At 68.9% G+C, this 23,293-nt stretch carries 22 protein-coding genes; 9 read left to right on the top strand and 13 right to left on the bottom strand.

Annotated elements, in window-relative coordinates; all coding sequences use genetic code 11:
* Positions 1–56: 56 nt before the first annotated feature.
* The 3 genes from DFQ59_RS08195 to DFQ59_RS08185 are packed head-to-tail and all read right to left on the bottom strand — an operon-like array spanning position 57 to position 2,491.
* A complete protein-coding gene (locus tag DFQ59_RS08195) occupies positions 57–554 on the bottom strand; it encodes a DUF6231 family protein (protein ID WP_114279158.1) in 498 nt (165 codons plus the stop codon).
* Positions 551–1,573 carry an ABC transporter permease gene (locus DFQ59_RS08190; protein WP_114279157.1) on the bottom strand — a complete coding sequence of 341 codons (1,023 nt, stop codon included), beginning with the start codon at positions 1,571–1,573 and terminating at the stop codon, positions 551–553. The genes DFQ59_RS08195 and DFQ59_RS08190 overlap by 4 nt, the downstream gene beginning before the upstream one ends.
* Positions 1,574–1,606: 33 nt before the next feature.
* On the bottom strand, positions 1,607–2,491 hold the full coding sequence (locus DFQ59_RS08185) for an ABC transporter ATP-binding protein (RefSeq protein WP_211314831.1): 885 nt from the start codon (positions 2,489–2,491) through the stop codon (positions 1,607–1,609).
* A 301-nt stretch (positions 2,492–2,792) separates the two neighbouring features.
* Here DFQ59_RS08185 and DFQ59_RS08180 point away from each other — a divergent pair, with 301 nt between their 5' ends.
* The 4 genes from DFQ59_RS08180 (at position 2,793) to DFQ59_RS08165 (ending at position 7,347) form a co-directional block, all read left to right on the top strand.
* Positions 2,793–3,488 carry a succinate dehydrogenase cytochrome b subunit gene (locus tag DFQ59_RS08180; protein WP_170142086.1) on the top strand — a complete coding sequence of 232 codons (696 nt, stop codon included), beginning with the start codon at positions 2,793–2,795 and terminating at the stop codon, positions 3,486–3,488.
* Complete coding sequence (locus tag DFQ59_RS08175; RefSeq protein WP_114279155.1) at positions 3,485–5,413, top strand: fumarate reductase/succinate dehydrogenase flavoprotein subunit; 1,929 nt, start codon at positions 3,485–3,487, stop codon at positions 5,411–5,413. Before DFQ59_RS08180 ends, DFQ59_RS08175 begins: the two co-directional genes overlap by 4 nt.
* A 221-nt stretch (positions 5,414–5,634) precedes the next feature.
* Complete coding sequence (locus DFQ59_RS08170; protein ID WP_114279154.1) at positions 5,635–6,420, top strand: succinate dehydrogenase/fumarate reductase iron-sulfur subunit; 786 nt, start codon at positions 5,635–5,637, stop codon at positions 6,418–6,420.
* 318 nt (positions 6,421–6,738) lie between these two features.
* The gene (locus tag DFQ59_RS08165; RefSeq protein WP_114279153.1) at positions 6,739–7,347 is read left to right on the top strand and encodes a LysE family translocator; all 609 of its coding nucleotides are present in this window, start codon (positions 6,739–6,741) and stop codon (positions 7,345–7,347) included.
* An 83-nt stretch (positions 7,348–7,430) separates the two neighbouring features.
* Here the strand turns inward: DFQ59_RS08165 and cydC are convergent, their stop codons facing one another.
* Together cydC and cydD are read right to left on the bottom strand one after the other, a co-directional pair.
* Complete coding sequence (gene cydC, locus DFQ59_RS08160; protein WP_114279152.1) at positions 7,431–9,161, bottom strand: thiol reductant ABC exporter subunit CydC; 1,731 nt, start codon at positions 9,159–9,161, stop codon at positions 7,431–7,433.
* On the bottom strand, positions 9,158–10,912 hold the full coding sequence (gene cydD / locus DFQ59_RS08155) for a thiol reductant ABC exporter subunit CydD (RefSeq protein ID WP_114279151.1): 1,755 nt from the start codon (positions 10,910–10,912) through the stop codon (positions 9,158–9,160). Before cydD ends, cydC begins: the two co-directional genes overlap by 4 nt.
* 126 nt (positions 10,913–11,038) lie before the next feature.
* Here cydD and DFQ59_RS08150 point away from each other — a divergent pair, with 126 nt between their 5' ends.
* On the top strand, positions 11,039–11,899 hold the full coding sequence (locus DFQ59_RS08150) for a CoA transferase (RefSeq protein WP_211314830.1): 861 nt from the start codon (positions 11,039–11,041) through the stop codon (positions 11,897–11,899).
* 304 nt (positions 11,900–12,203) lie between these two features.
* Here DFQ59_RS08150 and DFQ59_RS08145 read toward each other — a convergent pair whose 3' ends face one another.
* The 3 genes from DFQ59_RS08145 to DFQ59_RS08135 form a co-directional block, all read right to left on the bottom strand.
* A complete protein-coding gene (locus tag DFQ59_RS08145) occupies positions 12,204–12,521 on the bottom strand; it encodes a sulfur globule family protein (RefSeq protein ID WP_114279150.1) in 318 nt (105 codons plus the stop codon).
* 253 nt (positions 12,522–12,774) lie between these two features.
* A complete protein-coding gene (locus DFQ59_RS08140; RefSeq protein WP_114279149.1) occupies positions 12,775–13,716 on the bottom strand; it encodes an electron transfer flavoprotein subunit alpha/FixB family protein in 942 nt (313 codons plus the stop codon).
* Between the two features lie 2 nt (positions 13,717–13,718).
* A complete protein-coding gene (locus DFQ59_RS08135; RefSeq protein ID WP_114279148.1) occupies positions 13,719–14,468 on the bottom strand; it encodes an electron transfer flavoprotein subunit beta/FixA family protein in 750 nt (249 codons plus the stop codon).
* Between the two features lie 186 nt (positions 14,469–14,654).
* Between DFQ59_RS08135 and DFQ59_RS08130 the strand changes: the two genes are divergently transcribed.
* Both DFQ59_RS08130 and DFQ59_RS08125 read left to right on the top strand, forming a co-directional pair.
* Positions 14,655–16,289, top strand: coding sequence for an electron transfer flavoprotein-ubiquinone oxidoreductase (locus DFQ59_RS08130; protein ID WP_114279147.1), 1,635 nt, complete (start codon positions 14,655–14,657; stop codon positions 16,287–16,289).
* A 228-nt stretch (positions 16,290–16,517) separates the two neighbouring features.
* Complete coding sequence (locus tag DFQ59_RS08125) at positions 16,518–17,387, top strand: MBL fold metallo-hydrolase (protein WP_114279146.1); 870 nt, start codon at positions 16,518–16,520, stop codon at positions 17,385–17,387.
* A gap of 201 nt (positions 17,388–17,588) precedes the next feature.
* Here the strand turns inward: DFQ59_RS08125 and DFQ59_RS08120 are convergent, their stop codons facing one another.
* Entirely contained in the window at positions 17,589–18,500 is a 912-nt protein-coding gene (locus tag DFQ59_RS08120; RefSeq protein WP_114279145.1) for a LysR family transcriptional regulator, read from the bottom strand.
* 171 nt (positions 18,501–18,671) lie between these two features.
* Here DFQ59_RS08120 and DFQ59_RS08115 point away from each other — a divergent pair, with 171 nt between their 5' ends.
* The gene (locus DFQ59_RS08115; RefSeq protein WP_211314829.1) at positions 18,672–18,899 is read left to right on the top strand and encodes a DUF1127 domain-containing protein; all 228 of its coding nucleotides are present in this window, start codon (positions 18,672–18,674) and stop codon (positions 18,897–18,899) included.
* 74 nt (positions 18,900–18,973) lie between these two features.
* Here DFQ59_RS08115 and DFQ59_RS08110 read toward each other — a convergent pair whose 3' ends face one another.
* Both DFQ59_RS08110 and DFQ59_RS20045 read right to left on the bottom strand, forming a co-directional pair.
* Positions 18,974–19,183, bottom strand: coding sequence for a PaaI family thioesterase (locus DFQ59_RS08110; RefSeq protein ID WP_245937216.1), 210 nt, complete (start codon positions 19,181–19,183; stop codon positions 18,974–18,976).
* Positions 19,180–19,665 (bottom strand): PaaI family thioesterase, encoded by a 486-nt coding sequence (locus DFQ59_RS20045; protein ID WP_211314845.1) that lies wholly within the window; start codon positions 19,663–19,665, stop codon positions 19,180–19,182. The genes DFQ59_RS08110 and DFQ59_RS20045 overlap by 4 nt, the downstream gene beginning before the upstream one ends.
* Positions 19,666–19,811: 146 nt before the next feature.
* On the opposite strand from DFQ59_RS20045, the gene DFQ59_RS08100 reads away from it, so the two are divergent.
* Positions 19,812–21,599: an acyl-CoA dehydrogenase C-terminal domain-containing protein gene (locus DFQ59_RS08100; RefSeq protein ID WP_114279142.1), complete on the top strand. Its 1,788-nt coding sequence runs from the start codon at positions 19,812–19,814 to the stop codon at positions 21,597–21,599.
* A 221-nt stretch (positions 21,600–21,820) separates the two neighbouring features.
* On the opposite strand, the gene DFQ59_RS08095 is transcribed toward DFQ59_RS08100, so the two are convergent.
* Both DFQ59_RS08095 and DFQ59_RS08090 read right to left on the bottom strand, forming a co-directional pair.
* Positions 21,821–22,402, bottom strand: coding sequence for a DUF2889 domain-containing protein (locus DFQ59_RS08095; protein ID WP_114279141.1), 582 nt, complete (start codon positions 22,400–22,402; stop codon positions 21,821–21,823).
* A 317-nt stretch (positions 22,403–22,719) separates the two neighbouring features.
* Positions 22,720–23,196, bottom strand: a complete 477-nt coding sequence (locus DFQ59_RS08090; RefSeq protein WP_114279140.1) for a YbhB/YbcL family Raf kinase inhibitor-like protein — start codon at positions 23,194–23,196, stop codon at positions 22,720–22,722.
* Positions 23,197–23,293: the final 97 nt, after the last annotated feature.

Genomic DNA, 23,293 nt, shown 5'->3' with positions numbered 1-23,293 from the left:
CCGGCACCGTCTCCCGGTCGAAGAAACGGGAAACGAACCCGCCGCTCATGCCGGCCTCACCACCAGTAGCGGTCCCACAGCTCCGGGTTGGCCCAGTAGCGGCTGTTGAGCCAGTCCGGCGTCACCTTGTAGGTGGCGATGTCGAAGCCGTACAGGTGCACCATCCCGTCCCCGCGCCGGTACTCGCCCACCTGCACCAGGCCGTAGGCCAGCAGGTCGGCCATCTCCCAGTGGCTGCGGTGTCCCGGGCGGTCCCCGCCCACGGGCACCGCCACCAGCAGGCGCCGGGCGTGCACATCGCGCAGGGCTGCGATCACCTCCCCGGCGCGGATGGGGTCGAGGTGCTCCAGGCAGCCGGAGACGAAGGCCAGGTCGTAGCGCCCGTGGTCGGCCAGGCTCCCGGGCAGCCCCTCCAGCGGCAGGTGCAGGACACGGCAGCCCGGATGGTCGGCGAGATAATCGGCGAACAGCCCCTCGGCCCGCTCGCCCGCCAGGAGCAGGCTGTCCGGCCGGAAGGACCGGATCAGCGACACCAGTCGTTCGTTGTCCTTCATGCCTGCTCCCAGCGGAACAGCCAGGCGCCGAGCGCCAGGAAGGCGATGCTCATGGCGCCGAGCACCGCCAGGTCCGGGGCCACCTCCGCCAGGCCCGCGCCGTCGATCATGATGGCGCGGGCGGCATTGATGAAGTGGGTCAGGGGCAGGGCCAGCGCCAGCTGCTGCAGCCACGGGTGCAGCCCCTCCAGGGAGAACCAGACCCCGGAGAGGAACATCATCGGCCAGCCGATGAAGCTCACCAGGCCGTCGGCCACCTCCTCGTTGCTGATGCGCGCGGCGATGACCAGTCCCAGTCCGAGCAGGCTGGTGGCGCCCAGCAGGAAGACCACCGCCAGGTCGAGATAGCGGCCGTTCATGGTGAAGCCGATGAACAGGTCGGTGCCGGCGTAGACCAGCGTGGCCACCGTCAACAGCAGCCACAGCCGCGAGGCGAGCTGGGCGGCGAGGAACTCCACCGCGTTCAGGGGGGTCGCCTTGAGCCGCTTGAGCACGCCGTTCTTGCGGTAGCGGACGATGACGTAGCCCACCCCGTAGAGGGCGCCGAACATCATGTTCATCGCCAGGATGCCGGGGATGACCCAGTCCACGTAGCGCACCGCCCGGCCGCTGACCGTCTGCTTGCGGTAGTCGCCGCCGCCGCTGCCCCGCAGGATGCGCTCCAGCAGGTAGCCCTTGGGGGAGCTGTCGTTGATCCAGTAGCTGCGGGTGGCCGGGTCCACCAGCATGTCCAGCTGGTGGCGCTCCACCTTGGTCACCGCGCCCGCCGGCGCCGGCATGGGGATGAAGTCGATGTGGCGGGTGGCGTAGAAGGCGGGGGCCCCGGCTGCCGGCACGGCGCCGATGACCCCCACCTTGTACTCGGCCGGCGGCTCGCCGGAGAAGGCGAAGGCGAAGCCGGCCACCACCAGCACCGGGAACAGGAAGCTCCAGCCCAGTGCGGTGCGGTCGCGCATGAACTCCTTGTTGCGGGCCGAGAGCACGGCGCGGAAGCGGCGCAGGGCGAGTTCGATGGACATGGCGGCGGTCGATATCCGTGGGGTGTGGGTGGCTCAGGCGCGCAGCTCGCGGCCGGTGAGCTCCAGGAACAGGTCCTCCAGGGTGCGGTCGCGGATGCGCAGCCGCTCCAGCGCCGCGCCCGCCTCGAGCAGGCCGCGGACCGTGCCGCTCACGTCGGCGGTGGCGATCTCGACCACCCCGTTGCGGACCAGCCTCGCCTCCGGCAGCACGGCTCCGGCCGGGCCCAGGTCCGCCTCCGGCAGCTGCAGAATGACATCGTTGAAGTGGGTGGCCAGCAGCTGCCGGGGCGTGCCCTGGGCGATGATCCGCCCGTGATCCATGATGGCGATCTCGTCGCAGAGGATATAGGCCTCCTCCATGTAGTGGGTGGTGAGCAGGATGGTCTTGCCCCGCGCCCGGATGGCCTCCATCAGGTCCCACAGGTTGCGCCGGGCCTGGGGATCGAGCCCGGTGGTGGGCTCGTCCAGGAAGACCACCTCGGGGTCGTTGACCAGGGCGATGGCCAGCAGCAGGCGCTGGCGCTGTCCGCCGGAGAGCCGGCGGGCGTCGCGGTCGAGAAACTCGCCCAGCCGGCAGGTCGCCACCAGCTCCTCCAGCGGCAGGGTGCGCGGGTAGAGACTGGCGAACAGCTGCAGGGTCTCGCGCACGGTGATGAATTCCTGCAGGGCGGTGGACTGGAACATGATGCCGGCTTCCTCGCGGAAGCGCCGCCCGAGGGGCTCGCCCTTGTAGTGGATGCTGCCTGAGTCGGGCCGGTTGATGCCCTCGAGCATCTCCACGGTGGTGGTCTTGCCGGCGCCGTTGGGACCGAGCAGGCCGAAGCAGCTGCCGCGGCGCAGGTCGAAGCTCACTCCGTCCACGGCCTTGACGCCGCGGTAGTGCCGTACCAGATTTCTGACTTCGATCAGGGCGTCCATGGAGCCGGTGGTCAAGAATCGGAGGGAAACGATGATAACCGATCATCCGCCGCGCGGCTTTGACGGCGGCGGAAGCAGCTACCAGAATCAAGACGTGCCCATCTCCTGCCGGGGCAGCGGAGCCGGACTTTCAGCGCAATCCGATGATTCAACGCCAAGGCGCCAAGGCGCACAGAACAAGAAGGAGAGGGCAGCCGGGGCCAGGCCGCGCGGTGTGGTCGCGGTGTCGTTGCGCGCCGGCGCCCGGGCGGCGTGCGCCCCGGGTGGGACAGTCGTCTCCCGGGTTCGACGGGGCGCGGGAATGAACCGCCTCGTCCGGCTCTTCGGCACCTCCATCGGCCGCAAACTGATGACCGCACTGAGCGGGCTGCTGCTGGTGGCCTTCCTGGCCGGCCACGCCCTCGGCAACCTCACCCTGTTCCAGGGGCGGGACGCGCTCAACGCCTACGCCCACTGGCTGCAGGGCCACCCGCTGCTGTGGCTGTTCCGCATCGGGCTGCTGCTGCTGTTCACCGTCCACGTGACCATCGCCGTGCGGCTGGCGCTGGAGAACCGGGAGGCCCGGCCCGCGGGCTACCGGCGCCGCCAGCTCCGCGAGGCCGGCTACGCCTCCCGGACCATGATCCTGAGCGGAGGGCTGGTGCTCGCCTTCCTCGCCTTTCACCTGCTGCACCTCACCCTGGGCGTGGTGGAGCCGGAGGCCTTCCGGGCCGTTGATCCCAGCGGGCGCGCCGATGTCTACGGCCGCGTCATCCACGCCTTCGGCCAGTTCTGGCTGGTGCTTCTCTACCTGGCGGGCCTCGCCCTGCTCGGACTGCACCTGCGCCATGCCATCGGCAGCCTGTTCCAGACCCTGGGCTTCAACCACGAGAGCTATGAAACGCTGCTGTGCCTGTTCTCGGGACTGCTGGCGCTGATCATCGTGGCGGCCTTCGCCACCATCCCCCTGGCCGTGGCGGCCGGGTGGGTGGGTGGCGCGCCGGGAGGCGCCGGATGAGCGCGGGGCGCGGCACACTGGACGCCCGGGTACCATCCGGTCCCCTGGTGGAGAAGTGGGACCGCCACCGCGACGTGCTGCGCCTGGTGAGTCCGGCCAACAAGCGCCGTTACCGGGTCGTGGTGGTGGGCAGCGGGCTGGCGGGCGCCTCGGCCGCGGCCAGCCTGGGCGAGCTGGGCTACCAGGTGGAGTGCCTGTTCTTCCACGACACCCCGCGCCGCGCCCACTCCGTGGCCGCCCAGGGCGGCATCAACGCCGCCAAGGACTACCAGAACGACGGCGACAGTGTCTGGCGGCTGTTCCACGACACCATCAAGGGCGGCGACTTCCGCGCCCGCGAGGCGAACGTCTACCGCCTGGCCCAGCTCAGCAACAACATCATCGACCAGTGCGTGGCCCAGGGCGTGCCCTTCTCGCGGGAGTACGGCGGCCTGCTGGACAACCGCTCCTTCGGCGGGGCGCAGGTCTCGCGCACCTTCTACTGCCGCGGCCAGACCGGCCAGCAGCTGCTGCTGGGCGCCTACGGGGCGTTGATGCGCCAGGTGCAGGCGGGCACCGTGCGGCTCCATTCCCGCACCGAGATGCTCGACCTGGTGGTGGAGGAGGGGCGCGCGGTGGGGGTCATCAGCCGCAACCTGGTCAGCGGGGCGGTGCGCCGCCACGCCGCCCATGCCGTGGTGCTCGCCACCGGCGGCTACAGCAACCTCTACTACCTCTCCACCAACGCGCTGGCCTCCAACGTCACCGCCACCTTCCGGGCCTGGCGCCGGGGGGCGTTCTTCGCCAACCCCTGCTTCACCCAGATTCACCCCACCTGCATCCCGGCCGGCCACGCCAACCAGCGCAAGCTCACCCTGATGTCCGAGTCGCTGCGCAACGACGGCCGCATCTGGGTGCCGCAGGCGGGCGGCGACACCCGTCCGCCGGGCCGCATTCCCGAGGCCGAGCGGGACTACTACCTGGAACGCCGCTACCCGGCCTTCGGCAATCTCACCCCGCGCGACATCGCCTCCCGGGCCGCCAAGCAGGTGTGCGACGAGGGACGCGGCGTCGGCCGCACCGGCCGCGGCGTCTACCTGGATTTCGCCGAGGCCATCGGACGCCTGGGGCGCGACAGGATCGCCAGCCGCTACGGCAACCTCTTCACCATGTACCGGCAGATCACCGGCGAGGATCCCTGGTCGGTGCCCATGCGCATCTACCCGGCCGCCCACTACACCATGGGCGGGCTGTGGGTGGACTACGACCTGATGAGCACGGTCCCGGGCCTGTTCGTCATCGGCGAGGCCAATTTCTCCGACCACGGCGCCAACCGGCTCGGGGCGAGCGCCCTGATGCAGGGGCTGGCAGACGGTTATTTCATCGTGCCCAGGACCCTGGGCCACTACCTGGCGGCCGTCTCCCGCGATCCGCCCCGCGACGACGGGGACGCCTTCGCCGCGGCCGAGGAGCGGGCGCAGGGCCGCATCCAGCGCCTGGTGAAGACCTGCGGTAGGCGGTCGGTGGAATCCTTCCACCGGGAACTGGGCGAAATCATGTGGGAGCACTGCGGCATGTCCCGCAGCGCCGCCGGCCTGCGCGAGGCCCTGGAGCGCATCCCGCCGCTGCGGGAGCAGTTCTGGGAGACGGTGGGGGTCTGCGGCAGCAGCCTCGAGTTCAACACATCCCTGGAGAAGGCCGGCCGGGTGGCGGACTTCCTGGAGTTCGCCGAGCTGGTCTGCCGCGACGCCCTGGCCCGGGAGGAGTCCTGCGGCGGCCACTTCCGCGAGGAGCACCAGACCGCCGAGGGTGAGGCCATGCGCGACGACAGCCGTTTCCGGCACGTGGCAGCCTGGGAGTGGGCGGGTACGGACAGGGAGCCGGTCCGGCACACGGAGCCGCTGGAGTTCGAGGCGGTCAAGCCATCGGAAAGATCATATAAATGAAGGTATTGGGTATTAGGTTTTATGTATTACTCAAGCATGTTGGCTGTGGCATCACGCGACGGCAGGGCGTTTCTGGATAAGGGATAAGGGATAAGGGATAAAGGATAAAGGATAAAGGATAAAGGTATTCGTTGCCGTACAGGCGGTTACACTGTTTATTAACCATTAACCATTAACCATTAACCATTAACCATTAACCATTAACCATTAACCAACGCCCAATGAACGTCATCCTCCACATCTGGCGCCAGGCGGGGCCCGCCACGCCGGGGCGGTTCGAGACCTACCCGGTGGCGGACCTGAGTCCGGACATGTCCTTCCTGGAGATGCTGGACGTGCTCAACGAGACGCTCGTGGCGCGGGGGGAGGAGCCCATCGCCTTCGACTCCGACTGCCGCGAAGGGATCTGCGGGGCCTGCTCGCTGGTCATCGACGGGATTCCCCACGGACCGGTCCCGGAGACCACCACCTGCCAGCTCTACCTGCGCCACTTCCCGGACGGGGCCGAGATCACCGTGGAGCCGTTCCGGGCACGGGCGTTTCCGGTCATCCGCGACCTGGTGGTGGACCGCGGCGCGCTGGACCGGGTGCTGCAGACGGGCGGCTACGCATCGGTGAACACGGGTTCCGCCCCCGACGCCAACACCCACCTGGTGGCGAAGGAGGACGCGGAGACGGCGCTGGACGCGGCCGCCTGCCTTGGCTGCGGCGCCTGCGTGGCCGCCTGTCCCAACGCCTCGGCGATGCTGTTCGTGGCCGCCAAGATCACCCACTTCAGCCTCCTGCCCCAGGGGCAGCCCGAGCGCATCCATCGGGCCATCGCCCTGGTGGAGGCCATGGACCGGGAGGGATTCGGCGCCTGCAGCAACCACTACGAGTGCGGCGCCGCCTGCCCCGAGGGCATCCCGGTGCGCTTCATCGCCCGCCTCAACCGCGACTACCTCCGCGCCGCGCTCACCTCGCGGGAGTTCACCGAGGCGCCGGGGACGCGGGCCCACGTGGAGTGACTGCAAGGATCGGAATAGACAGGATTTTCAGGATGAAAGGACAGGACCTGTTATCCGCAGATTACGCCGATCGCGCAGATTGTCCCTGCCCGCGGACAGGCCCATGCCAATTGCTGTCACTGCGGAGCGAAGAGGCGTGCGAGGAACGGCGCCACTGAGTCGCATTGCCGGGAACCCGGTCCTGCTTTCAAGTCAGGCTCTCCCAATCCGCACGAGAATCGTCTTCATCTGCCGCGCAATCTGCGGATAGATTCCGGTTTTTTTCATCCTGCCCGTCTGGGATCGCTTTCCAGACACTTGTCGGAGGCTGGTGCGGACATGGATGCGTTCATATTGTTCGTTGGCCTGATGGCGCCGCTCGCCTTCAGTCCGGGACCGGCCAATCTCGCGCTGGCGGGTTCCGCCTCGCTATTCGGGCTCCGGGGCGCCCTGCGGTTCTACGGGGGAATCCTCAGTTCGGCGCTGCTGATCGTAGGCTTTTCCGGGTACGGGTTGTATGAAATGCTACTCCGGCACGAGCTTTTGCATCGTTCGATCCGCCTGGCCGGACTCGCCTATATCTTCTACCTCGCGTTCAGGCTCTACCGAGCTACGGTCGAGCGTATGGAGAGACCGGAGCAGTGCCCGGGATTCACGGCAGGCTTCCTGCTCAACATGCTGAACGTGAAATTCTATCTGATGGTTGCGGCGGTTCTCGCCCAATTCCCGGACAGGACCGGGCATGGCTTTCCCCTCTTCATGGCCTGGTTCATGGCGATCAACATCACGGCGAACATCGGCTGGCTGGCGCTGGGGCGCGTAGCGGGTCGGGTTCTCGCATCCCGGCGGTCGATGAGGGTCCAGGGAATGCTGTTCTCGGCTACCCTGGCCGGAACCGGCCTCTATCTGCTGGCGGCGGAGCTGTCATCGGCGCTGGGCGCCGGGTGAGTCCCGACGGGCGGGGGCTTGCGCCGTACCGGATAAATCCCGTCAATCCTGTGAATCCTGTCTATTGGATTATTGGGTTTGACTCACTCCCCCAGCCGCGCGTGCATGCCGGCGTAGACGCCGCCGGCGGCGAGCAATCCGGCGTGGGTGCCCCGTTCAATCACCCGGCCGCGGTCGAGGACGAGGATCTCGTCCATCCGCTCCAGGCCCACCAGGCGGTGGGTGATGAGGAGCACGCTGCGGCCCTCCATGAGACGGTAGAGGGCTTCCATGAGGGCCTGCTCGGTGGGGGCGTCCAGACCCTCGGTGGGCTCGTCCAGGAGCAGGACGGGGGCGTCCTTGAGCAGCGCCCGGGCAATGGCCACGCGCCGCGCCTGGCCGCCGGAGAGAGTCAGCCCCGCCTCGCCCACCCAGGTGTCGAGTCCCTCGGCCCGGGTGCGGGCGAACTCCAGCAGCTGGGCCGTCTCCAGGGCCGCCTCCATGGCGCCGTCGGAGGCCGCCGGGGCGGCCACCCGCAGGTTCTCCCGCAGGGTGGTGGTGAACAGGTGGGTGCCCTGGGAGACCACGGCGAAATGGCGGCGCAGCGCCTCGCCGGGGTAGGCGCGCAGGTCGTGGCCGCCGAACCGGATGCTGCCCGCCTGGTAGTCCCAGAAGCGCAGCAGGAGGTTGACCAGGGTGCTCTTGCCCGAGCCGGTGGCGCCTACCACCGCCACCCGCCGGCCCGGGGGCAGGTCCAGGTCGAGGCCGCTGAGGGCCGGCGGAGAATCGGACCCGTAGCGCATCTCCACGCCCGCCAGCTCCAGGCCGTGGTGGGCCGGGATCGGCGCCGGCCCCCCCGGCTCCGCCACCTGGGGCCGGGCGTCGACGATCTCGAAGATGCGCCGGGCGGCGGCCAGCGTCTGGCCCAGCATCTGGAACGCCTGGGGCAGGGGCATGACCGCCTCGAAGCTGGCCAGGGCGAACAGCACCAGCATGGCGAGCTCGGGCGGCTGCAGCGTCCCGCTCCCCACCAGGGGGACGGCGATGAGGGCCACCAGCCACATGGCCAGGTTGGCGCACAGACCCAGCGCCGCCTGGGAGAGCCCGGACAGGCGGCTCATGCGCGCCTGGGCCGCGGTCAGCTCCCGGCTCAGCCCGTCCAGGCGCTCCGCCTGGGCGCCGGCGGCGCCGAACACGGTCAGCTCCGCCAGCCCCTGCAGTCCGTCCACCGCCGCGGCGCGCAGCTCGGCTCCGGTCCGCACCTGGGTCTCCCCGGGCTCGCGGCCCAGCCGGGTCACCAGCCACGGGACCGCCACCCCCGCCGCCAGCAGCAGCGCCAGGTTGGCCAGGGCCAGCCGCGGTTCGTAGCGCCACAGGAAGATGCCCGCCGCCGCCAGCCCCAGGGCGCCCACCGCCACCGGCACCAGGATGCGCAGGTAGAGGTTGTCGAGGGTGTCGATGTCGGCGCGGATGCGGCTCAGCAGGTCCCCGCTGCGGAATGACTGCAGCCGTGCCGGGGCCAGGGGCTCCAGGTGCTCGTAGAACCACACCCGCAGCCGGGCCAGGACCCGGAAGGTGGCCTCGTGGGTCACCAGCCGCTCGGCGTAGCGCCCCACGGTGCGGACGATGGCGAAGGCGCGGATGGTGGCGGCGGGGGAGAAGTAGTTCATGCTCGCGCCCGCCAGTCCGGCCAGGGCCATGGCGGCGATGAACCAGCCCGAGAGGGTCATCAGGCCGACGTTGGCCAGCAGGGTGACGAAGGAGACGAGCACCCCGAGGAGCATCCATTTCCAGTAGGGGCCGATCAGGCGGCCCAGGCGCAGCACCGTTTTCATGCCGTCCCCCCGTAGGCGGTCACCATGCGCCGGTAGAGGCCGCCAGCGGCCATGAGCTCCCGGTGGGCGCCGCTCTCCACCACCCGGCCGCCGTCCAGGACCACGATGCGGTCGGCGCCGCGCACGGTGGCCAGGCGGTGGGCCACCACCAGCAGGGTGCGGCCCACCGCCAGCCGCTCGATGGCCGCCTGCACCAGCGCCTCGCTGTCCGGGTCGAGGCTCGCGGTGGGCTCGTCCAGCACCACCAGCGGGGCATCCTTGAGAAAGGCCCGCGCCAGCGCTAGGCGCTGGATCTGGCCACCGGACAGTCCCTGCCCCCCCTCGCCCACGGGGGTCGCGTAGCCCTGGGGCAGCCGGTCGATGAACTCCCCGGCCCGCGCCAGGCGGGCGGCCTCCCGCACGGCCGCCGGATCGGCGTCCGGCCGGCCCAGGCGGATGTTGTCGAGCAGCGTGCCGTGGAAGACCCGCGGCCGTTGGGGCACGAACGCCACCTCCCGCAGCCAGGCCTCCCGTTCCAGCCCGGCCAGGTCGACGCCGTTGACGAGAATCCGCCCCGCGTCCGGGCGCAGGAAGCCGAGCAGCAGGTTCACCACCGTGCTCTTGCCGGCCCCGCTCGGGCCCACCAGGGCCACCCGCTCGCCGGGGGCCAGGTCCAGATCCACCGCCTCCAGCGCGGTCCGGCCGCCGGGGTAGGCGAACCCCACGCCCTCGTAGCGCACCCCCAGTGGGCGTTCCGGGGGCAGCGCCAGGGGCGCCCCGGGCGCCGGCGGGAGCGGGGTCTCCAGCACCTCCACCAGCCGTTCGGCCGCCGCGATGGCTTCCATGCGCGCATGGTAGTGGGTGCCGAGGGTGCGCAGCGGGAGGTAGAACTCCGGCGCCAGCAGCAGCACGAAGAAGCCGTGGAGGAATGCCATCTCCCCCCACAGCAGGCGGAAGCCGATGAGCACCGCCACCACGGCGATGCTCACCGTGGAGAAGAACTCCAGCACCAGGGCGGAGAGGAAGGCGACCCGCAGCACGCTCATGGTACTGCGGCGGTGGGCCTCGGAGACCGCGGCGATGACCTCCGCCTCGCGGCGGCTGGCGTTGAACAGCTTGAGGGTGGTGAGGCCCTGGATGACATCGAGGAAGTGGGCGCTCATGCGCGCCAGCTGCCGCCACTGGCGCTGGTTGAGCCGCTCGGCGCCCTTGCCGATCAGGATCATGAACAGGGGGATGAGCGGCGCGGTGCCCAGCATCACCAGGCCCGAGATCCAGTCCAGCGGAAAGACGAAGGCGAGGATGGCCAGCGGCACCAGGGCGGTGAGGGCCATGTGGGGCAGGAAGCGGGCGTAGTAGGCCTCCAGCTTCTCCACCCCGTCGGCCACCAGGTTGGTGAGCTCGCCGCTGCGCTCGCCGGAGAGATAGGCGGGGCCGAGGGCCTGCAGGTGGCGATAGAGCCGATCCCGCAGGGCCACCTTCACCCGGGCCGCGGCGGTGAAGGAGACCTGCTCGGCACTCCAGGCGATGGCCGCCCGCAGCAGGAAGATCGCCGGCAGGGCCAGCAGCAAGGGCCAGAGCGTCTCCAGCGGCGCCCTGTCCACCACCACTCCGTTCACCACCCGCGCCAGCAGGTGGGCCTGCCAGATGAGGAGCAGCCCGCCGACGAGGCCGAGTCCCACGGCCAGGTTCAGGGCCGTGCCGGCGAGGTGGCGCTGGCCTGCCAGCCAGCGGCCCGGGGTGGGTTCCTGTTCCTTGTCGGAAGACGCCATGGGAGTCCCGGTATGATCGATGCCTGAAGTCGCCGGGCGGAGGCTGGTCGACTGGCTGCCCGGCGCCCAACTATACCAAGGGAAGTGCAGGTCGCGTCCTGACAAATCTCAAACACGGGAGTCCACATGGAACTGCTGACGAATGGTGGCGAGGCGCTGCGTCCCCTGGCGGGCGTGCGGGTGATCAATCTCGCGGTGAACGTGCCCGGCCCGGTGGCGGCCCGGCGCCTGCAGGCGCTCGGGGCGGAGGTGATCAAGGTGGAGCCGCCGGCGGGGGATCCCCTGGAGAGCTACAGCCGCGCCTGGTACGAGGCGCTGCTGAGCGGACAGGCGCTGCTGACCCTGGACCTGAAGGCCGAGGGCGGGTGGCTGCAGCTGGAGGAGCTGCTGACGGAGGCGGACCTGCTCATCACCGCCAGCCGTCCGGCGGCGCTGGCGCGCCTGCAGCTGACCCCGGGCGCCGTGGCCGCGCGTTTTCCGCGGCTGTGCTGGGTGGCGGTCATCGGCTACGCCGGATCCCGTGCCGACGAGGCGGGACACGATCTCACCTACCAGGCCGTCGAAGGCCTGCTCACACCGCCGCACCTGCCGCGCACCCTGCTGGCGGACCTGGCGGGTGCCGCCACCGCGGTGACCGCGGCGCTGGCCCTGCTGCTGGGCCGGACGAACACCGGCGCGGGCGGGTACGCGGAGGTGCCGCTGTCCGAGGCGGTGGCCGGGTTCGGCGATCCCTTCCGCTTCGGGCTCACCGCGGCCGGCGGGCTGCTGGCGGGCGCGCTGCCTGAATACGGCCTCTATGCCGCGCGCACCGGCTGGGTGGCGGTGGCGGCGCTGGAGCCCCATTTCCGGGCCCGCCTGCAGGCACAGCTGGGGCTGGCGGAGCTGACCCGGGAGGGGCTGGAGCAGGCGTTCAGGGCCCGTGACGCCGAGTCCTGGCAGGCCTGGGCGGTGGAGCGGGATCTGCCCTTGGTCGGGTTTCGGGAATAGACGGAGTGGAAAGATGAATAGACAGGATTTACAGTATTAACATGATGTTGTGCGCGAGACTTTATGTGGCAGGCCATAAGGTCTGGGTGGCCGGATGGACCCCCGTCCCGGCATCGGAATGGGCGAGGACCGGCTTCGAATATCTTTGGGTAAAGCCTGAGTTCTTCGAAAGAACGTGAAATTTAAAACCTGACACTCTCGGAAATCCAGTTAATCCAGTTAATCCTGTAAATCCTGTCTGACAAACAAAAAAGGGGGTGGCCGAAGCCACCCCCTTTCGCTACCGGATGGACCGGTACGGGTCTTACTTGGTTTCGGCCTGCGGGGCCTGCGGGGCCACAGCGACCGGGGCGCCGTAGGGAGCGCCGTAAGGGGCGGCACCGTAAGGGGCGGCGCCGTACGGGGCATAACCGTAGGGGGCGTAGCCGTAGTAGGGGTTGTTGTAGCCGTAGCCGTTGCCGCGGGCGTTGCCACGCATGCTGAAGGAGAAGTCGCCGTCGCCGTAACCGTTGCCGTTGCCGAAGAACGGGTTGCCGCCCCACCAGGCGCTGGCGGAGGTGGCGGTCAGGGAAGAGGCGCCCAGGACGGCGGCGATGGCGATGGCCTTGGTCAGCTTGTTCATGGTCTATCTCCAGTTGTTGTCTGTCGGTTTGGTGTGCAACTGGGAAGAGAGACTATCAGTAATAACTAATATTAGCAACCGCTAAATTATTTATTTTTTCGTACTGCCTGGTGGTTTGCCAAACCCGGCACCAGGTGCCGCTACCCCAGCCCTGGGACAGGCGTCGGCCTGCCGGCCTCGTCCAGGGCCACCATCACGAAGTGACCCTGCGTGCAGAGCCGCCGCTCCCCGCCCCATCGGCGGCCGCCAGGGGTCAGCCGTCGCCGGCCAGCGCCGCATCGAGCTCCGGCAGGGCCTGGAACAGATCGGCTACCAGCCCGTAGTCGGCCACCTGGAAGATGGGCGCCTCCTCGTCCTTGTTGATGGCGACGATCACCTTGCTGTCCTTCATGCCGGCCAGATGCTGGATGGCGCCGGAGATGCCCACCGCGATGTAGAGTTCCGGGGCCACCACCTTGCCGGTCTGGCCCACCTGGCAGTCGTTGGGCACGAAGCCGGCGTCCACTGCCGCCCGCGAGGCGCCGATGGCGGCGTTGAGGTGGTCGGCCAGCGACTCCAGGAGCCGGAAATTCTCCCCGCTGCCCATGCCGCGCCCGCCGGAGACCACGACCCGGGCGCTGGTCAGCTCCGGGCGCCCGGAGACGGTCAGCTCCTGGCGGACGTAGCGGGAGACGCCCGCCGCCGGCGGTACCTCCAGGTACTCCAGGGGTGCGCTGCCGCCGCTGGCCGGCGCCGGGTCGAAGGCGGTGGTGCGCACGGTCATGACCTTCACCGGGTCGTCCGAGCGGACGGTGGCCAGGGCGTTGCCGGCATAGATGGGACGCACGAAGGTGTCGGGAGACTCGATGGACACCACCTCGGAGATCTGCGCCACGTCCAGCAGCGCCGCGACCCGGGGCAGGAAGTTCTTGCCGAAGGTGGTGGCCGGGGCGAGCAGGTGGGTGTGACCCCCGGCCGCGGCGACGGTCACGGCCGCCAGGTCCTCCGCCAGGGGATGGTCCAGGTGCGGGGCGTCCGCCACCAGGACGCGGCTGACGCCCGTCACGGCGGCGGCGGACTCGGCCAGGGCGCCGCAGTCGCGCCCGGCGACGAGCACCGTCACCTCCCCGCACACGCGGCGGGCGGCGGTGATCGTATTCAGGGTGGAGGGCCGGAGGACCCGGTTGTCGTGTTCGGCGATGACGAGGGCACGCATGATCAGATCACCTTCGCTTCGTTGCGCAGCTTGTCCACCAGCTCGGCGACGCTGGCCACCCTGGTTCCGCCCTGGCGCTTCGGCGGCTCGGCCACCTTCAGGGTGGCGAGGCGGGGGGCGATGTCCACGCCCAGCTCATCGGGCGTCAGGCGATCGAGGGGCTTGCGCTTGGCCTTCATGATCTCCGGCAGCTTGGCGTAGCGGGGCTCGTTCAGGCGCAGATCGGTGGTGATGACCGCCGGCAGGTCGAGCGCCAGGGTCTCGAGGCCGCCGTCCACCTCGCGGGTGACCTCCACGCCGTTCTCGCCGAGGGCGACCCCGGAGGCGAAGGTGCCCTGGGGCCAGCCGAGGAGGGCGGCCAGCATCTGCCCGGTCTGGTTGCTGTCGTCATCGATGGCCTGCTTGCCGAGAATGACCAGCCCGGGCTGCTCCCGCTCCACCAGCGTCTTCAGCAGCTTGGCCACCGCCAGGGGCTGGAGCTCGGCGTCGGTTTCCACCAGCAGGCCGCGATCGGCGCCCAGGGCCATGGCCGTGCGCAGGGTCTCCTGGCACTGGGCCGGTCCGAGGGAGGCGACGATGACCTCCCCGGCCTTGCCGGCCTCCTTCAGGCGCACCGCCTCCTCGACGGCGATCTCGTCGAAGGGATTCATGGACATCTTGACGTTGGCGGTCTCCACGCCGCTCTGGTCCGCTTTCACCCGGACCTTGACGTTGTAGTCCACCACGCGCTTGACTGGGACGAGTATTTTCATGCTGCGGGCTCGCTCTGGCATAGGGGGCGGGGGTGCCGCAGGGAGTGTTGCCGGCGCAGTCCCTGGCCGGGCCCCGTCAGGTTGCATTGACAGCAGGTGTTGGCCAGTATAATGACGTTAACGTAAACGTCAATCAAGCGCCGGGTCCGGCGTTTCGGCCGCCGGCCAGTGGCAGAGGAGGAGTGCGTGGAGCGGGACGTGATGGAGTTCGACGTGGTGATCGTGGGCGCCGGTCCCGCCGGCCTGGCCGCCGCGATCCGGCTGCGCCAGCTGGCTGCGGAGCAGGAGAGCGCGCTCTCGGTCTGCATCCTCGAGAAGGGTTCCGAGGTCGGTGCCCATATCCTCTCCGGCGCGGTGCTGGAGCCGCGGGCGCTCGACGAGCTGCTGCCCGACTGGCGCGAGCGCGGCGCGCCGCTGAACACCCCGGCCGGGCACGACAGCTTCCTCTACCTGACCCGGGAGCGGGCCGTACGCCTGCCCACCCCGCCGCAGATGCACAATCGCGGCAACTATATCATCAGTCTCGGCAACTTGTGCCGCTGGCTGGCGGAGCAGGCCGAGGCGCTGGGGGTGGAGATCTTTCCCGGCTTCGCCGCGGCCGAGGTGCTCTACGCCGGTGACGGCAGCGTGCGCGGGGTGGCCACCGGCGACATGGGGCGCACCCGTGACGGCGAGCCCGGTCCCAACTTCCAGCCGGGCGTGGAGCTGCATGCCCGGCAGACACTGTTCGCGGAGGGTTGCCGCGGCTCACTGACCCGCGAGCTGGAGGCGCGGTTCGGCCTTCGCGAGGACGCTGGGCCCCAGACCTACGGCATCGGCATCAAGGAATTGTGGGAAGTGGCTCCGGAGCGCCACCGGCCCGGCACCGTGATCCACACCGTCGGCTGGCCCCTCGACATCCGCACCTACGGCGGCTCCTTCCTCTATCACCTGGAGGAGAACCTGGTGGCGGTGGGGTTCGTGGTGGGGCTCGACTACGAGAATCCCCACCTCAGCCCCTTCGAGGAGTTCCAGCGGTTCAAGACCCACCCGGCCATCCGCGACACCTTCGCCGGCGGGCGCCGCGTCAGCTACGGCGCCCGCGCGCTGTCGGAAGGCGGGCTGCAGTCGATTCCGAAGCTCGCCTTCCCGGGCGGGGCGCTGGCGGGGGACGGCGCCGGCTTTCTCAATGTGGCCAAGATCAAGGGCATCCACACGGCGATGAAATCGGGCATGGTGGCCGCCGAGGCGCTGTTCGACGCGCTTTGCGGCGACGCCGGCGGCGGCGCCGAGATCGGGGACTATCCCGAACGTCTGCGCGGAACCTGGGTCTGGGAGGAGCTGAACCGGGTGCGCAACATCCGCCCCGCCTTCCGCTGGGGGCTGTGGGGCGGCATCGCCTACAGCGCCCTGGATACCTGGCTGTTCCGTGGCCGCGCCCCCTGGACCCTGCGCCACCACGGCGCGGATCATGCCCGGCTGAGGCGCGCCGCCGGGATGCCCGTCATCGAATACCCGAAACCCGACGGGGTCCTCACCTTCGATCGCCTCTCCTCGGTCTACCTGGCCAACACCGCCCACGAGGAGTCCCAGCCGGATCACCTCCGGCTCCGGGACCCGGAGGCGGCCATCCGGGTCAACCTGGCCGAGTACGGTGCGCCGGAGCAGCGCTACTGCCCGGCCGGCGTCTACGAAATCGTGGACGATGAGAGCGGCCCCCGGCTGCAGATCAACGCCGCCAACTGCGTCCACTGCAAGACCTGCGACATCAAGGACCCCACCCAGAACATCCTCTGGACCGTCCCCGAGGGCGGCAGCGGCCCCAACTACCCGAACATGTGAGGGTGATTATTATCCGCAGATTACGCAGATTACGCAGATTACACAGATTGACTTCAGATAGGGCCAGGGTGCATTGAAATCATCTGCGTGAGGTGACCTGCCTGGAAACAGCCGTATTGAATGGTGCTCGTGAAGCGGAAGAACGTCAGGTGAACCTTACCCGGCAGTTCAAAGTATCAAAATAATCTGCGTAATCTGCGTAATCTGCGGACAAATCAAAACTGATCAATGAACCAGCGCACGTTGACATCACTGGAAGGGAACCGGCAGCGGCTCGACGGCGGGGCGATGTTCGGCAACGCGGCGCGGGGGCAGTGGAGCCGCTGGTACGCCCCGGACGGGGAGAACCGGGTGGAGCTGGCCTGCCGCGCGCTGCTGGTGCGGGAGGGGGGGCGCAACATCCTGCTGGAGACCGGCATCGGGGCCTTCTTCGAGCCGCGGCTGCGGGAGCGCTACGGCGTGATCGAGGCCCGGCACGTGCTGCTCGACTCGCTGGCCGAAGCCGGCCTTACCCACGACGGGATCGACGCGGTGGTGCTCTCCCACCTGCACTTCGACCATGCCGGCGGCCTGCTGGCGCCGTGGGCGGAGGGGGAGCCGCACCGGCTGCTCTTTCCCAACGCCACCTACGTGGTGGGCGCGCGGGCCTGGGAGCGGGCGCTGGCGCCCCATCCCCGCGATCGGGCCTCCTTCATCCCCGAACTCGCCGGGCTGCTCGCCGCGAGCGGGCGCCTGGAGGTGGTGAGCGGGGAGGGCACCGAAACCCTGGGACCGGGATTCCGTTTCCGCACCAGCGACGGCCACACGCCCGGCATGCTGCTCACCGAAATCGACATGCCCGCCGGCCCGGTGGTGTTCGCCGCCGACCTCGTCCCCGGCACCCCCTGGGTCCACCTGCCCGTGACCATGGGCTACGACCGCTTCCCCGAACGGGTCATCGACGAGAAGCAGGCGCTGTTCGCAGAGCTCCAGGAGCGCGGCGGCCGGATCTTCTACACCCACGACCCGGAGATCGCCCTCTCCGGCCTCGCCCGCGACGAACGCGGCCGCTACGCGCCCGCCGACCCCATCCCACGCCTCGAGAGTCTCGCCCAGTAAGGGGAAGGGACTGGTTAACCGCAGATTGACGTTGATTTGCGTTGATTGTTGAACCAAATCTGAAGCCTTCTCATATCGCTGCCGTGAACGGAGAGAGCGAGGGATCCAGTTTTCAAGTGGCGATCAGATGCCCGGATCGAACCATCAGGTCCGGGAATAATCCACGTCAATCGACGTCAATCTGCGGTTAATAAAGAAGGCTCAAACCGCATCGGTGGCGGCCGGCACGTCCGCCTCCAGGTTCCAGGTGGTGCGGACGGCATCCACCAGGGCGCGGGTCAGGGGATCGCCGGCACGGCGGGCGGGGTAGCCGAAGCACAGCGGGAGCGTGTAGACGTGCCCTTCCAGCAACAGGAGGCTGCCGTCGGCCAGCCCCTCGTCCGCCTCGTCTTCGCGGATGAGGGTGAGCCCGGCGCCGGAGCGGACGAGAGTGTTCATGGCCGATTCCCCGGAAGCCACCACCACCTTGCAGGGCTGCGGTCCCCCGGCGGGAAACAGGGATCGCATCAGGTCGATGTAGGGACACTGCTCGGTGGGGAAGATCCAGGGCAGTGTGGCCAGTGCCTCCCAGTCGGCGTCCAGCACGCGGTCGCGCCAGGCGGCGGGCGCCGCGATGCGCAGGCGGGCCTCCCGCAGCTTCAGCGTGGTGATGTCGCCGGCGGCGGGCAAACCGAAGAAAAATCCGGCCTCCAGCCTGCCGCCGCGGATGTCCTCCACGATGCAGCCGGAGATGTTCTGGATCAGCTCCAGGACCAGGTCGGGATGTTCCCCGGCCAGGCCGCCGTGGAGCTCGGGGACGCGCAGGTAGCGTGAGTCGGTGTTGAGACCGATGCGGGCGGTGCCGAGCACCTTGCCCTGGATGGAGCGCGCCGTCTGGCTCACCCGCCCCAGGGCGTCCAGCGCGTCCCGCGCCTGCGCCAGCAGCCGCTCCCCGCCGCGGGTGAGCACCATCCCCCTGGGGGTCCGTTCGAACAGCGTAACGCCGAGCTCCTCCTCGAGCGCCTTGATATGGGCGCTGATGGCGGGTTGGCTGGTGAACAGCCGTTCGGAGGCGCGGGTGAGATTGCCTTCCTCGGCCACCGCAACGAACGTCCGCAGGTGATGGAAATCCATGGCTGCCTGACCGGTCGGAAAGAGGGGACAGTCCGGAATATGGCACAGGAATCGCGGAAGCGGCAATCACGATTCCTGAAGGGTGGGTTCCTGAAAAACGATTGGATCGGATCGGGCGTGCCGCCCTAGCGTAGGCCTCGAACGCAACACGGACACAGCGAGGTAGACGCCATGAACGTTCGAGTCCTGGAAATGCAGTCCCGCCGGGGGTGGTGGTCGGGCGCGGCGGAATCCGCCACGCGAGTCCTGCATCGGGGGATCGTCCTGCTGCTGGAATGGAACCAGCGCGCCCGCCAGCGCCGCCAGCTGGCCCGCCTCGACGATTATCTCCTGCGCGACATCGGCCTCAGCCGTGTCGACGCCGAGCAGGAGGCCCGCAAGCCGTTCTGGCGGGGGTGATTGTTCATTTGACCGCAGATTAACGTGAATTAACGTCAATCTGCGGTTGAAAGTGTTCCGTGTACACGTGTGGATCAGGAAGGCGGCAGCGCGTAGGTGCCGGTGACGTGGGCGACGGGGTCGGGGCGGCCCACGGAGTAGAGGCTCACCTCCATCACCGCCAGGCGGCGGCCGAGCTTGAGCACCTGGCCCTCGGCGAGCAGGTCCACGGCCGCGGGTTTCTGCAGGAAGTTGATGGTCAGGCTGGTGGTGACGGCGCCCGCGGCGTCGGGCAGTCGGCTCAACTGGTGTACTGTTTCACCCTTGACGGTGCTTTCAGAGCCCCCCAGGAACGCCAAGGCAAGGCGCAGTCCGCAGGCAATGGCGCGCCCTTGGCAAGGACTGCAACGCAGCATTGGCGTTCCTGGGGGGCTCCCTTCGGGCGAGCCGCTGGCCGGACATCTGCGGCGTTGCGCTCTCTTGAAAGGGACCTGCCATTCCTGCGCGAGCGCGCCTTGCATCTGACCAGCCAGAGACTCGCTGAAAGCGCCGCCAAGGGTGAAACAGTACACCAAAGCCCGTACATGGCGGTATCGGCGAGCCCCATCATCGCCGGTCCGGAGATGGTGCCGCCCGGGCGCAGGGCGTTGTCGCGGCAGGGCATGCGCAGGGTGATGTTGCCCGGGGACAGGTGCACCACCTCCATCTCCATGTCGCTGGCGAAGGGCAGCGCCTCGTCGATGATGCGCTGGAAGGTCGCCGCGTTCATCCCGTCTTCCACGCTCATGGGGCACCTTTCTCCGGGGGTTTGCGTTCGGACACCCGGGTGGCGGCGACCGGGTGAGGCGTCGGGCTTGCTACATTGACGTTAACGTAAACGTAATGGAAAATCGGGCCTGATGCAATGCGACACGGCCGCACAAGGAGATGCCCATGCCCACCTATCGTGCCCCCCTGCGCGATATGCGCTTCGTCTACACCGAACTGCTGGAGGCCGACCGGCGGCTGACCGCGCTCGAGCCCTTCGCCGAGGCGAGCGCCGACCTGGTGGAGGCGGTGCTGGAAGAGGGGGCGAAGGTCTGCGAGGGGGTGCTGTTTCCCCTCAACCAGGCCGGTGACGTCGAGGGCTGCCGGCTCGAGGAGGGCGCGGTGCGCACGCCGGCGGGCTTCCCGGAGGCCTACCGGACCTGGTGCGGGGGGGGCTGGACCGGGCTCGCCTGCGATCCCGACTACGGCGGCCAGGGCCTGCCCGAGACCCTGGGCTTCATGGTGGAGGAGATGCTCTGTTCGGCCAACGTCTCCTTCAGCCTCTACCCGGGCCTGACCCGGGGCGCCTACCATGCCCTGCGCGCCCATGGCCCCGAGGCGCTCCGCCGGCTCTACCTGCCGCGCCTGGTGAGCGGGGAGTGGAGCGGCACCATGTGCCTCACAGAGCCCCATGCGGGCACCGATCTCGGCTTGCTTCGCACCCGTGCGGAACCGGCGGAGGACGGCGCCTGGCGCATCACCGGCACCAAGATCTTCATCACCAGCGGCGAGCACGACCTGGCGGAGAACATCGTCCACCTGGTGCTGGCGCGGCTGCCCGACGCCCCGCCCGGCATCAAGGGGCTGAGCCTGTTCCTGGTGCCGAAGTTCCTGCCCGACGGCGACGGCAATCCGGGGGAGCGCAACGCCGTGGCCTGCGGGGCGCTGGAGCACAAGATGGGCATCCGCGCCTCCAGCACCTGCGTGATGAACTTCGACGGCGCCACCGGCTGGCTGGTGGGCGAGCCCCACAAGGGCGTGGCCTGCATGTTCACCATGATGAACACCGAGCGCCTGGCCATCGGCATCCAGGGGCTGGGGCTGGCCGAGGTGGCCTACCAGAACGCCGCCGCATACGCCCGCGAGCGGCTGCAGAGCCGGGCGCTGTCCGGGCCGAGGCAGCCGGAGCAGGCGGCCGACTCCATTCTCGTCCACCCGGACGTGCGGCGCATGCTGCTCACGGCGCGGGCCTGCAACGAGGGAGCGCGGGCCCTGGCCGGCTGGACGGCGATGCAGATCGATCTCTCCCGCCACCACCCGGAGCCGGAGGCGCGGGAGGCGGCGGAGGACCTGGTGGCGCTGGTCACGCCCGTGGTGAAGGCCTTCTTCACCGACTACGGCTTCGAGGCCGCCAACCACTGCCTGCAGGTGCTGGGCGGCCACGGCTACATCCGCGAGTGGGGCATGGAGCAGTACGTGCGCGACGCCCGCATCGCCTCCATCTACGAGGGCACCAACGGCATCCAGGCGCTGGACCTGGTGCGGCGCAAGCTCTACCTGCACGACGGCCGGCTGCCGGAGCGGCTCTTCGCCCTCATGGAGGAGACGGTGTCCGCCCACCTCGAGGAGGCGGCGCTGGCGGAGTTCGTCGGGCCGCTGGCGGCGGAGGTGGCGCGCCTGCGCGCGCTCACGGACTGGCTCAGGACGCGGGCCGGAGAGAACCCCGAGGAGCTGGGCGCCGCCGCGGTGGACTACCTGCGCCTCACCGCCCTGACCATCCTCGCCTGGCTCTGGACCCGCATGGCCGCGGTCGCCGTCAACAAGCAGGACGGGGAGGAGGGTGGCTTCTACCGCGCCAAGCTCGCCACCGGCCGCTTCTACATGCAGCGCATCCTGCCCCAGAACCTGGCGCTGGATGCCGCCATCCGCGCCGGCGCCGCCCCCCTCATGGCCCACGACGAGAGTTGGTTCTGAGCTCAGACAGTTATGGATTTATCCGCAGATTACGCTGATTAGACCGAAAGAGCGGCAAAACTCTGACCGTGATCAAGCACGCCAGGCCACAGCCACCAGCCTTCCTGGAAGGGTTGTATCGGGGACAACTCCCCGTGAGCCGGACACCCGGAAAGTTGCACGAAGGTCTCAGGTTGCCGGAAAAAGAATCTGCGTAATCCGCGTAATCTGCGGATAAACAATCAGGAAGCGGCCTGGTCGGGCTCCCCGGAGGGGCGGTAGAGCTCGGGCCAGTGGAGCTTGACCACGGGGCCGTCGCTGCGCAGGGCGTGGCAGGTGTCGAGGATGGCCTTCCGGTTGCCGCGCACCTTGCTGCCCTCCTCGCGCTTTTCCCGGGCGGGCCAGAGGGTCTGGTAGGCGGTGGTGGCGAGCGGGCCCAGGAGCTCGGTGACGTGGGTGCAGCCCTCGGCGCCGCCGAGCCGCTCCTTGACCTTGCGGTTCCAGCCCGGGCCGATGCGCAGTCCCACGATGCGCTGGAAGGTCGCCGTCGCCTCGGGGCAGATCCGGTAGGGGGAGGCATCCGTCACCGCCACCGCGTCATGGACATGCAGGTCGAGATCGATGGTGAGCCGCACCCACATCTCGTGGATCGCCTCCCCGGCGTTGATGCGCCCGCCCCGATCCCGGTTGGGGAAGGAGAAGGGCTTGGTGTCCACCAGGTGTCCCTCGATATCCCACAGCCCGTCCTCCCGCTCGTAGCCGCGGCAGGTGACGGTGCGGGTGTGGGCGAGCTTGCGCGGGCTGGGCGGGGAGGGCAGCGGCATGGTTCGATTCCTGCGGTGAACAAGACAGATTATTGCACCGCAAAATTCTACACCCGGACCACTCGGGAATCCACACAACCGGAAGCATTGTGCATGTATCGGCTTCCGCTGATGCACTTTGTTATATCCGCAGATTACGCAGATTACGCAGATTAACCTGAAAGGCGGGGAAGCGTCCCGTCGACAATACCACGCGCCAATTCGGCGAATGCCATAGGCAGTTTCATCGACGCAGTGGTCAGGATTTTCACGCGATCCCGTCAACTGGCAAACAGATAAATCTGCGTAATCTGCGTAATCTGCGGATAAAAAAAGTTCTACCGTGATTTTTCGTAAGTGCCCATGAGCTCGGCCTTGCCGAGGATGTGGCCCTGCATGGCGCCCTCCAGCTTGGTCTTGGTGGGGGTGCCGAGATCGGGCAGGGTGACGTCCAGGGCGTAGAGCTTGTGGAAATAGCGGTGGCGTCCCACTGGCGGGCAGGGTCCGCCGTAGCCGGTGCGCTTCCAGTCGTTGAGCCCCTGGCCGGTGTGGTTGGGCAGGGTCTCCTCGTCGACGGCCTCCGGCAGTTCCGTCAGGCGGGTGGAGAGGTTGTAGATCAGCCAGTGAACCCAGGTCATCCGCGGCGCCTTCGGATCGGGGGCGTCCGGGTCGTCCACGATGAGCACCAGGCTGGCCGTTCCCTCGGGCAGATCCGACCAGGCCAGGGGCGGGGAGACATCCTCGCCGTCGCAGGTATAGCGGACCGGGATCGCCTCTCCGTGGGTAAAAGCGGTGGAAGAGAGCGTGAAGGTCATCGTCGTACCTCCCTCGGGTGCGATGGCCTGCCCGGCGCCGGCCGCAACGGGCAGCAGCAGGGCGCACAGGCAGGCGCAAACCGGGCTTCGCAGGGTC

The organism is Thioalbus denitrificans (assembly GCF_003337735.1).
Classification (GTDB): domain Bacteria; phylum Pseudomonadota; class Gammaproteobacteria; order DSM-26407; family DSM-26407; genus Thioalbus; species Thioalbus denitrificans.
Note: the sequence above shows the minus strand (reverse complement) of the source record. Positions and strands in the feature narration are given on the sequence as shown.

Excerpts from the sequence above, each read along its gene's own strand:
- DFQ59_RS08195 (WP_114279158.1), bottom strand. The coding sequence starts at position 554 with ATGAAGGACAACGAACGACTGGTGTCGCTGATCCGGTCCTTCCGGCCG.
- DFQ59_RS08190 (WP_114279157.1), bottom strand. The coding sequence starts at position 1,573 with ATGTCCATCGAACTCGCCCTGCGCCGCTTCCGCGCCGTGCTCTCGGCC.
- DFQ59_RS08185 (WP_211314831.1), bottom strand. The coding sequence starts at position 2,491 with ATGGACGCCCTGATCGAAGTCAGAAATCTGGTACGGCACTACCGCGGC.
- DFQ59_RS08180 (WP_170142086.1), top strand. The coding sequence starts at position 2,793 with ATGAACCGCCTCGTCCGGCTCTTCGGCACCTCCATCGGCCGCAAACTG.
- DFQ59_RS08175 (WP_114279155.1), top strand. The coding sequence starts at position 3,485 with ATGAGCGCGGGGCGCGGCACACTGGACGCCCGGGTACCATCCGGTCCC.
- DFQ59_RS08170 (WP_114279154.1), top strand. The coding sequence starts at position 5,635 with ATGAACGTCATCCTCCACATCTGGCGCCAGGCGGGGCCCGCCACGCCG.
- DFQ59_RS08165 (WP_114279153.1), top strand. The coding sequence starts at position 6,739 with ATGGATGCGTTCATATTGTTCGTTGGCCTGATGGCGCCGCTCGCCTTC.
- cydC (WP_114279152.1), bottom strand. The coding sequence starts at position 9,161 with ATGAAAACGGTGCTGCGCCTGGGCCGCCTGATCGGCCCCTACTGGAAA.
- cydD (WP_114279151.1), bottom strand. The coding sequence starts at position 10,912 with ATGGCGTCTTCCGACAAGGAACAGGAACCCACCCCGGGCCGCTGGCTG.
- DFQ59_RS08150 (WP_211314830.1), top strand. The coding sequence starts at position 11,039 with ATGGAACTGCTGACGAATGGTGGCGAGGCGCTGCGTCCCCTGGCGGGC.
- DFQ59_RS08145 (WP_114279150.1), bottom strand. The coding sequence starts at position 12,521 with ATGAACAAGCTGACCAAGGCCATCGCCATCGCCGCCGTCCTGGGCGCC.
- DFQ59_RS08140 (WP_114279149.1), bottom strand. The coding sequence starts at position 13,716 with ATGCGTGCCCTCGTCATCGCCGAACACGACAACCGGGTCCTCCGGCCC.
- DFQ59_RS08135 (WP_114279148.1), bottom strand. The coding sequence starts at position 14,468 with ATGAAAATACTCGTCCCAGTCAAGCGCGTGGTGGACTACAACGTCAAG.
- DFQ59_RS08125 (WP_114279146.1), top strand. The coding sequence starts at position 16,518 with ATGAACCAGCGCACGTTGACATCACTGGAAGGGAACCGGCAGCGGCTC.
- DFQ59_RS08120 (WP_114279145.1), bottom strand. The coding sequence starts at position 18,500 with ATGGATTTCCATCACCTGCGGACGTTCGTTGCGGTGGCCGAGGAAGGC.
- DFQ59_RS08115 (WP_211314829.1), top strand. The coding sequence starts at position 18,672 with ATGAACGTTCGAGTCCTGGAAATGCAGTCCCGCCGGGGGTGGTGGTCG.
- DFQ59_RS20045 (WP_211314845.1), bottom strand. The coding sequence starts at position 19,665 with ATGAGCGTGGAAGACGGGATGAACGCGGCGACCTTCCAGCGCATCATC.
- DFQ59_RS08100 (WP_114279142.1), top strand. The coding sequence starts at position 19,812 with ATGCCCACCTATCGTGCCCCCCTGCGCGATATGCGCTTCGTCTACACC.
- DFQ59_RS08095 (WP_114279141.1), bottom strand. The coding sequence starts at position 22,402 with ATGCCGCTGCCCTCCCCGCCCAGCCCGCGCAAGCTCGCCCACACCCGC.
- DFQ59_RS08090 (WP_114279140.1), bottom strand. The coding sequence starts at position 23,196 with ATGACCTTCACGCTCTCTTCCACCGCTTTTACCCACGGAGAGGCGATC.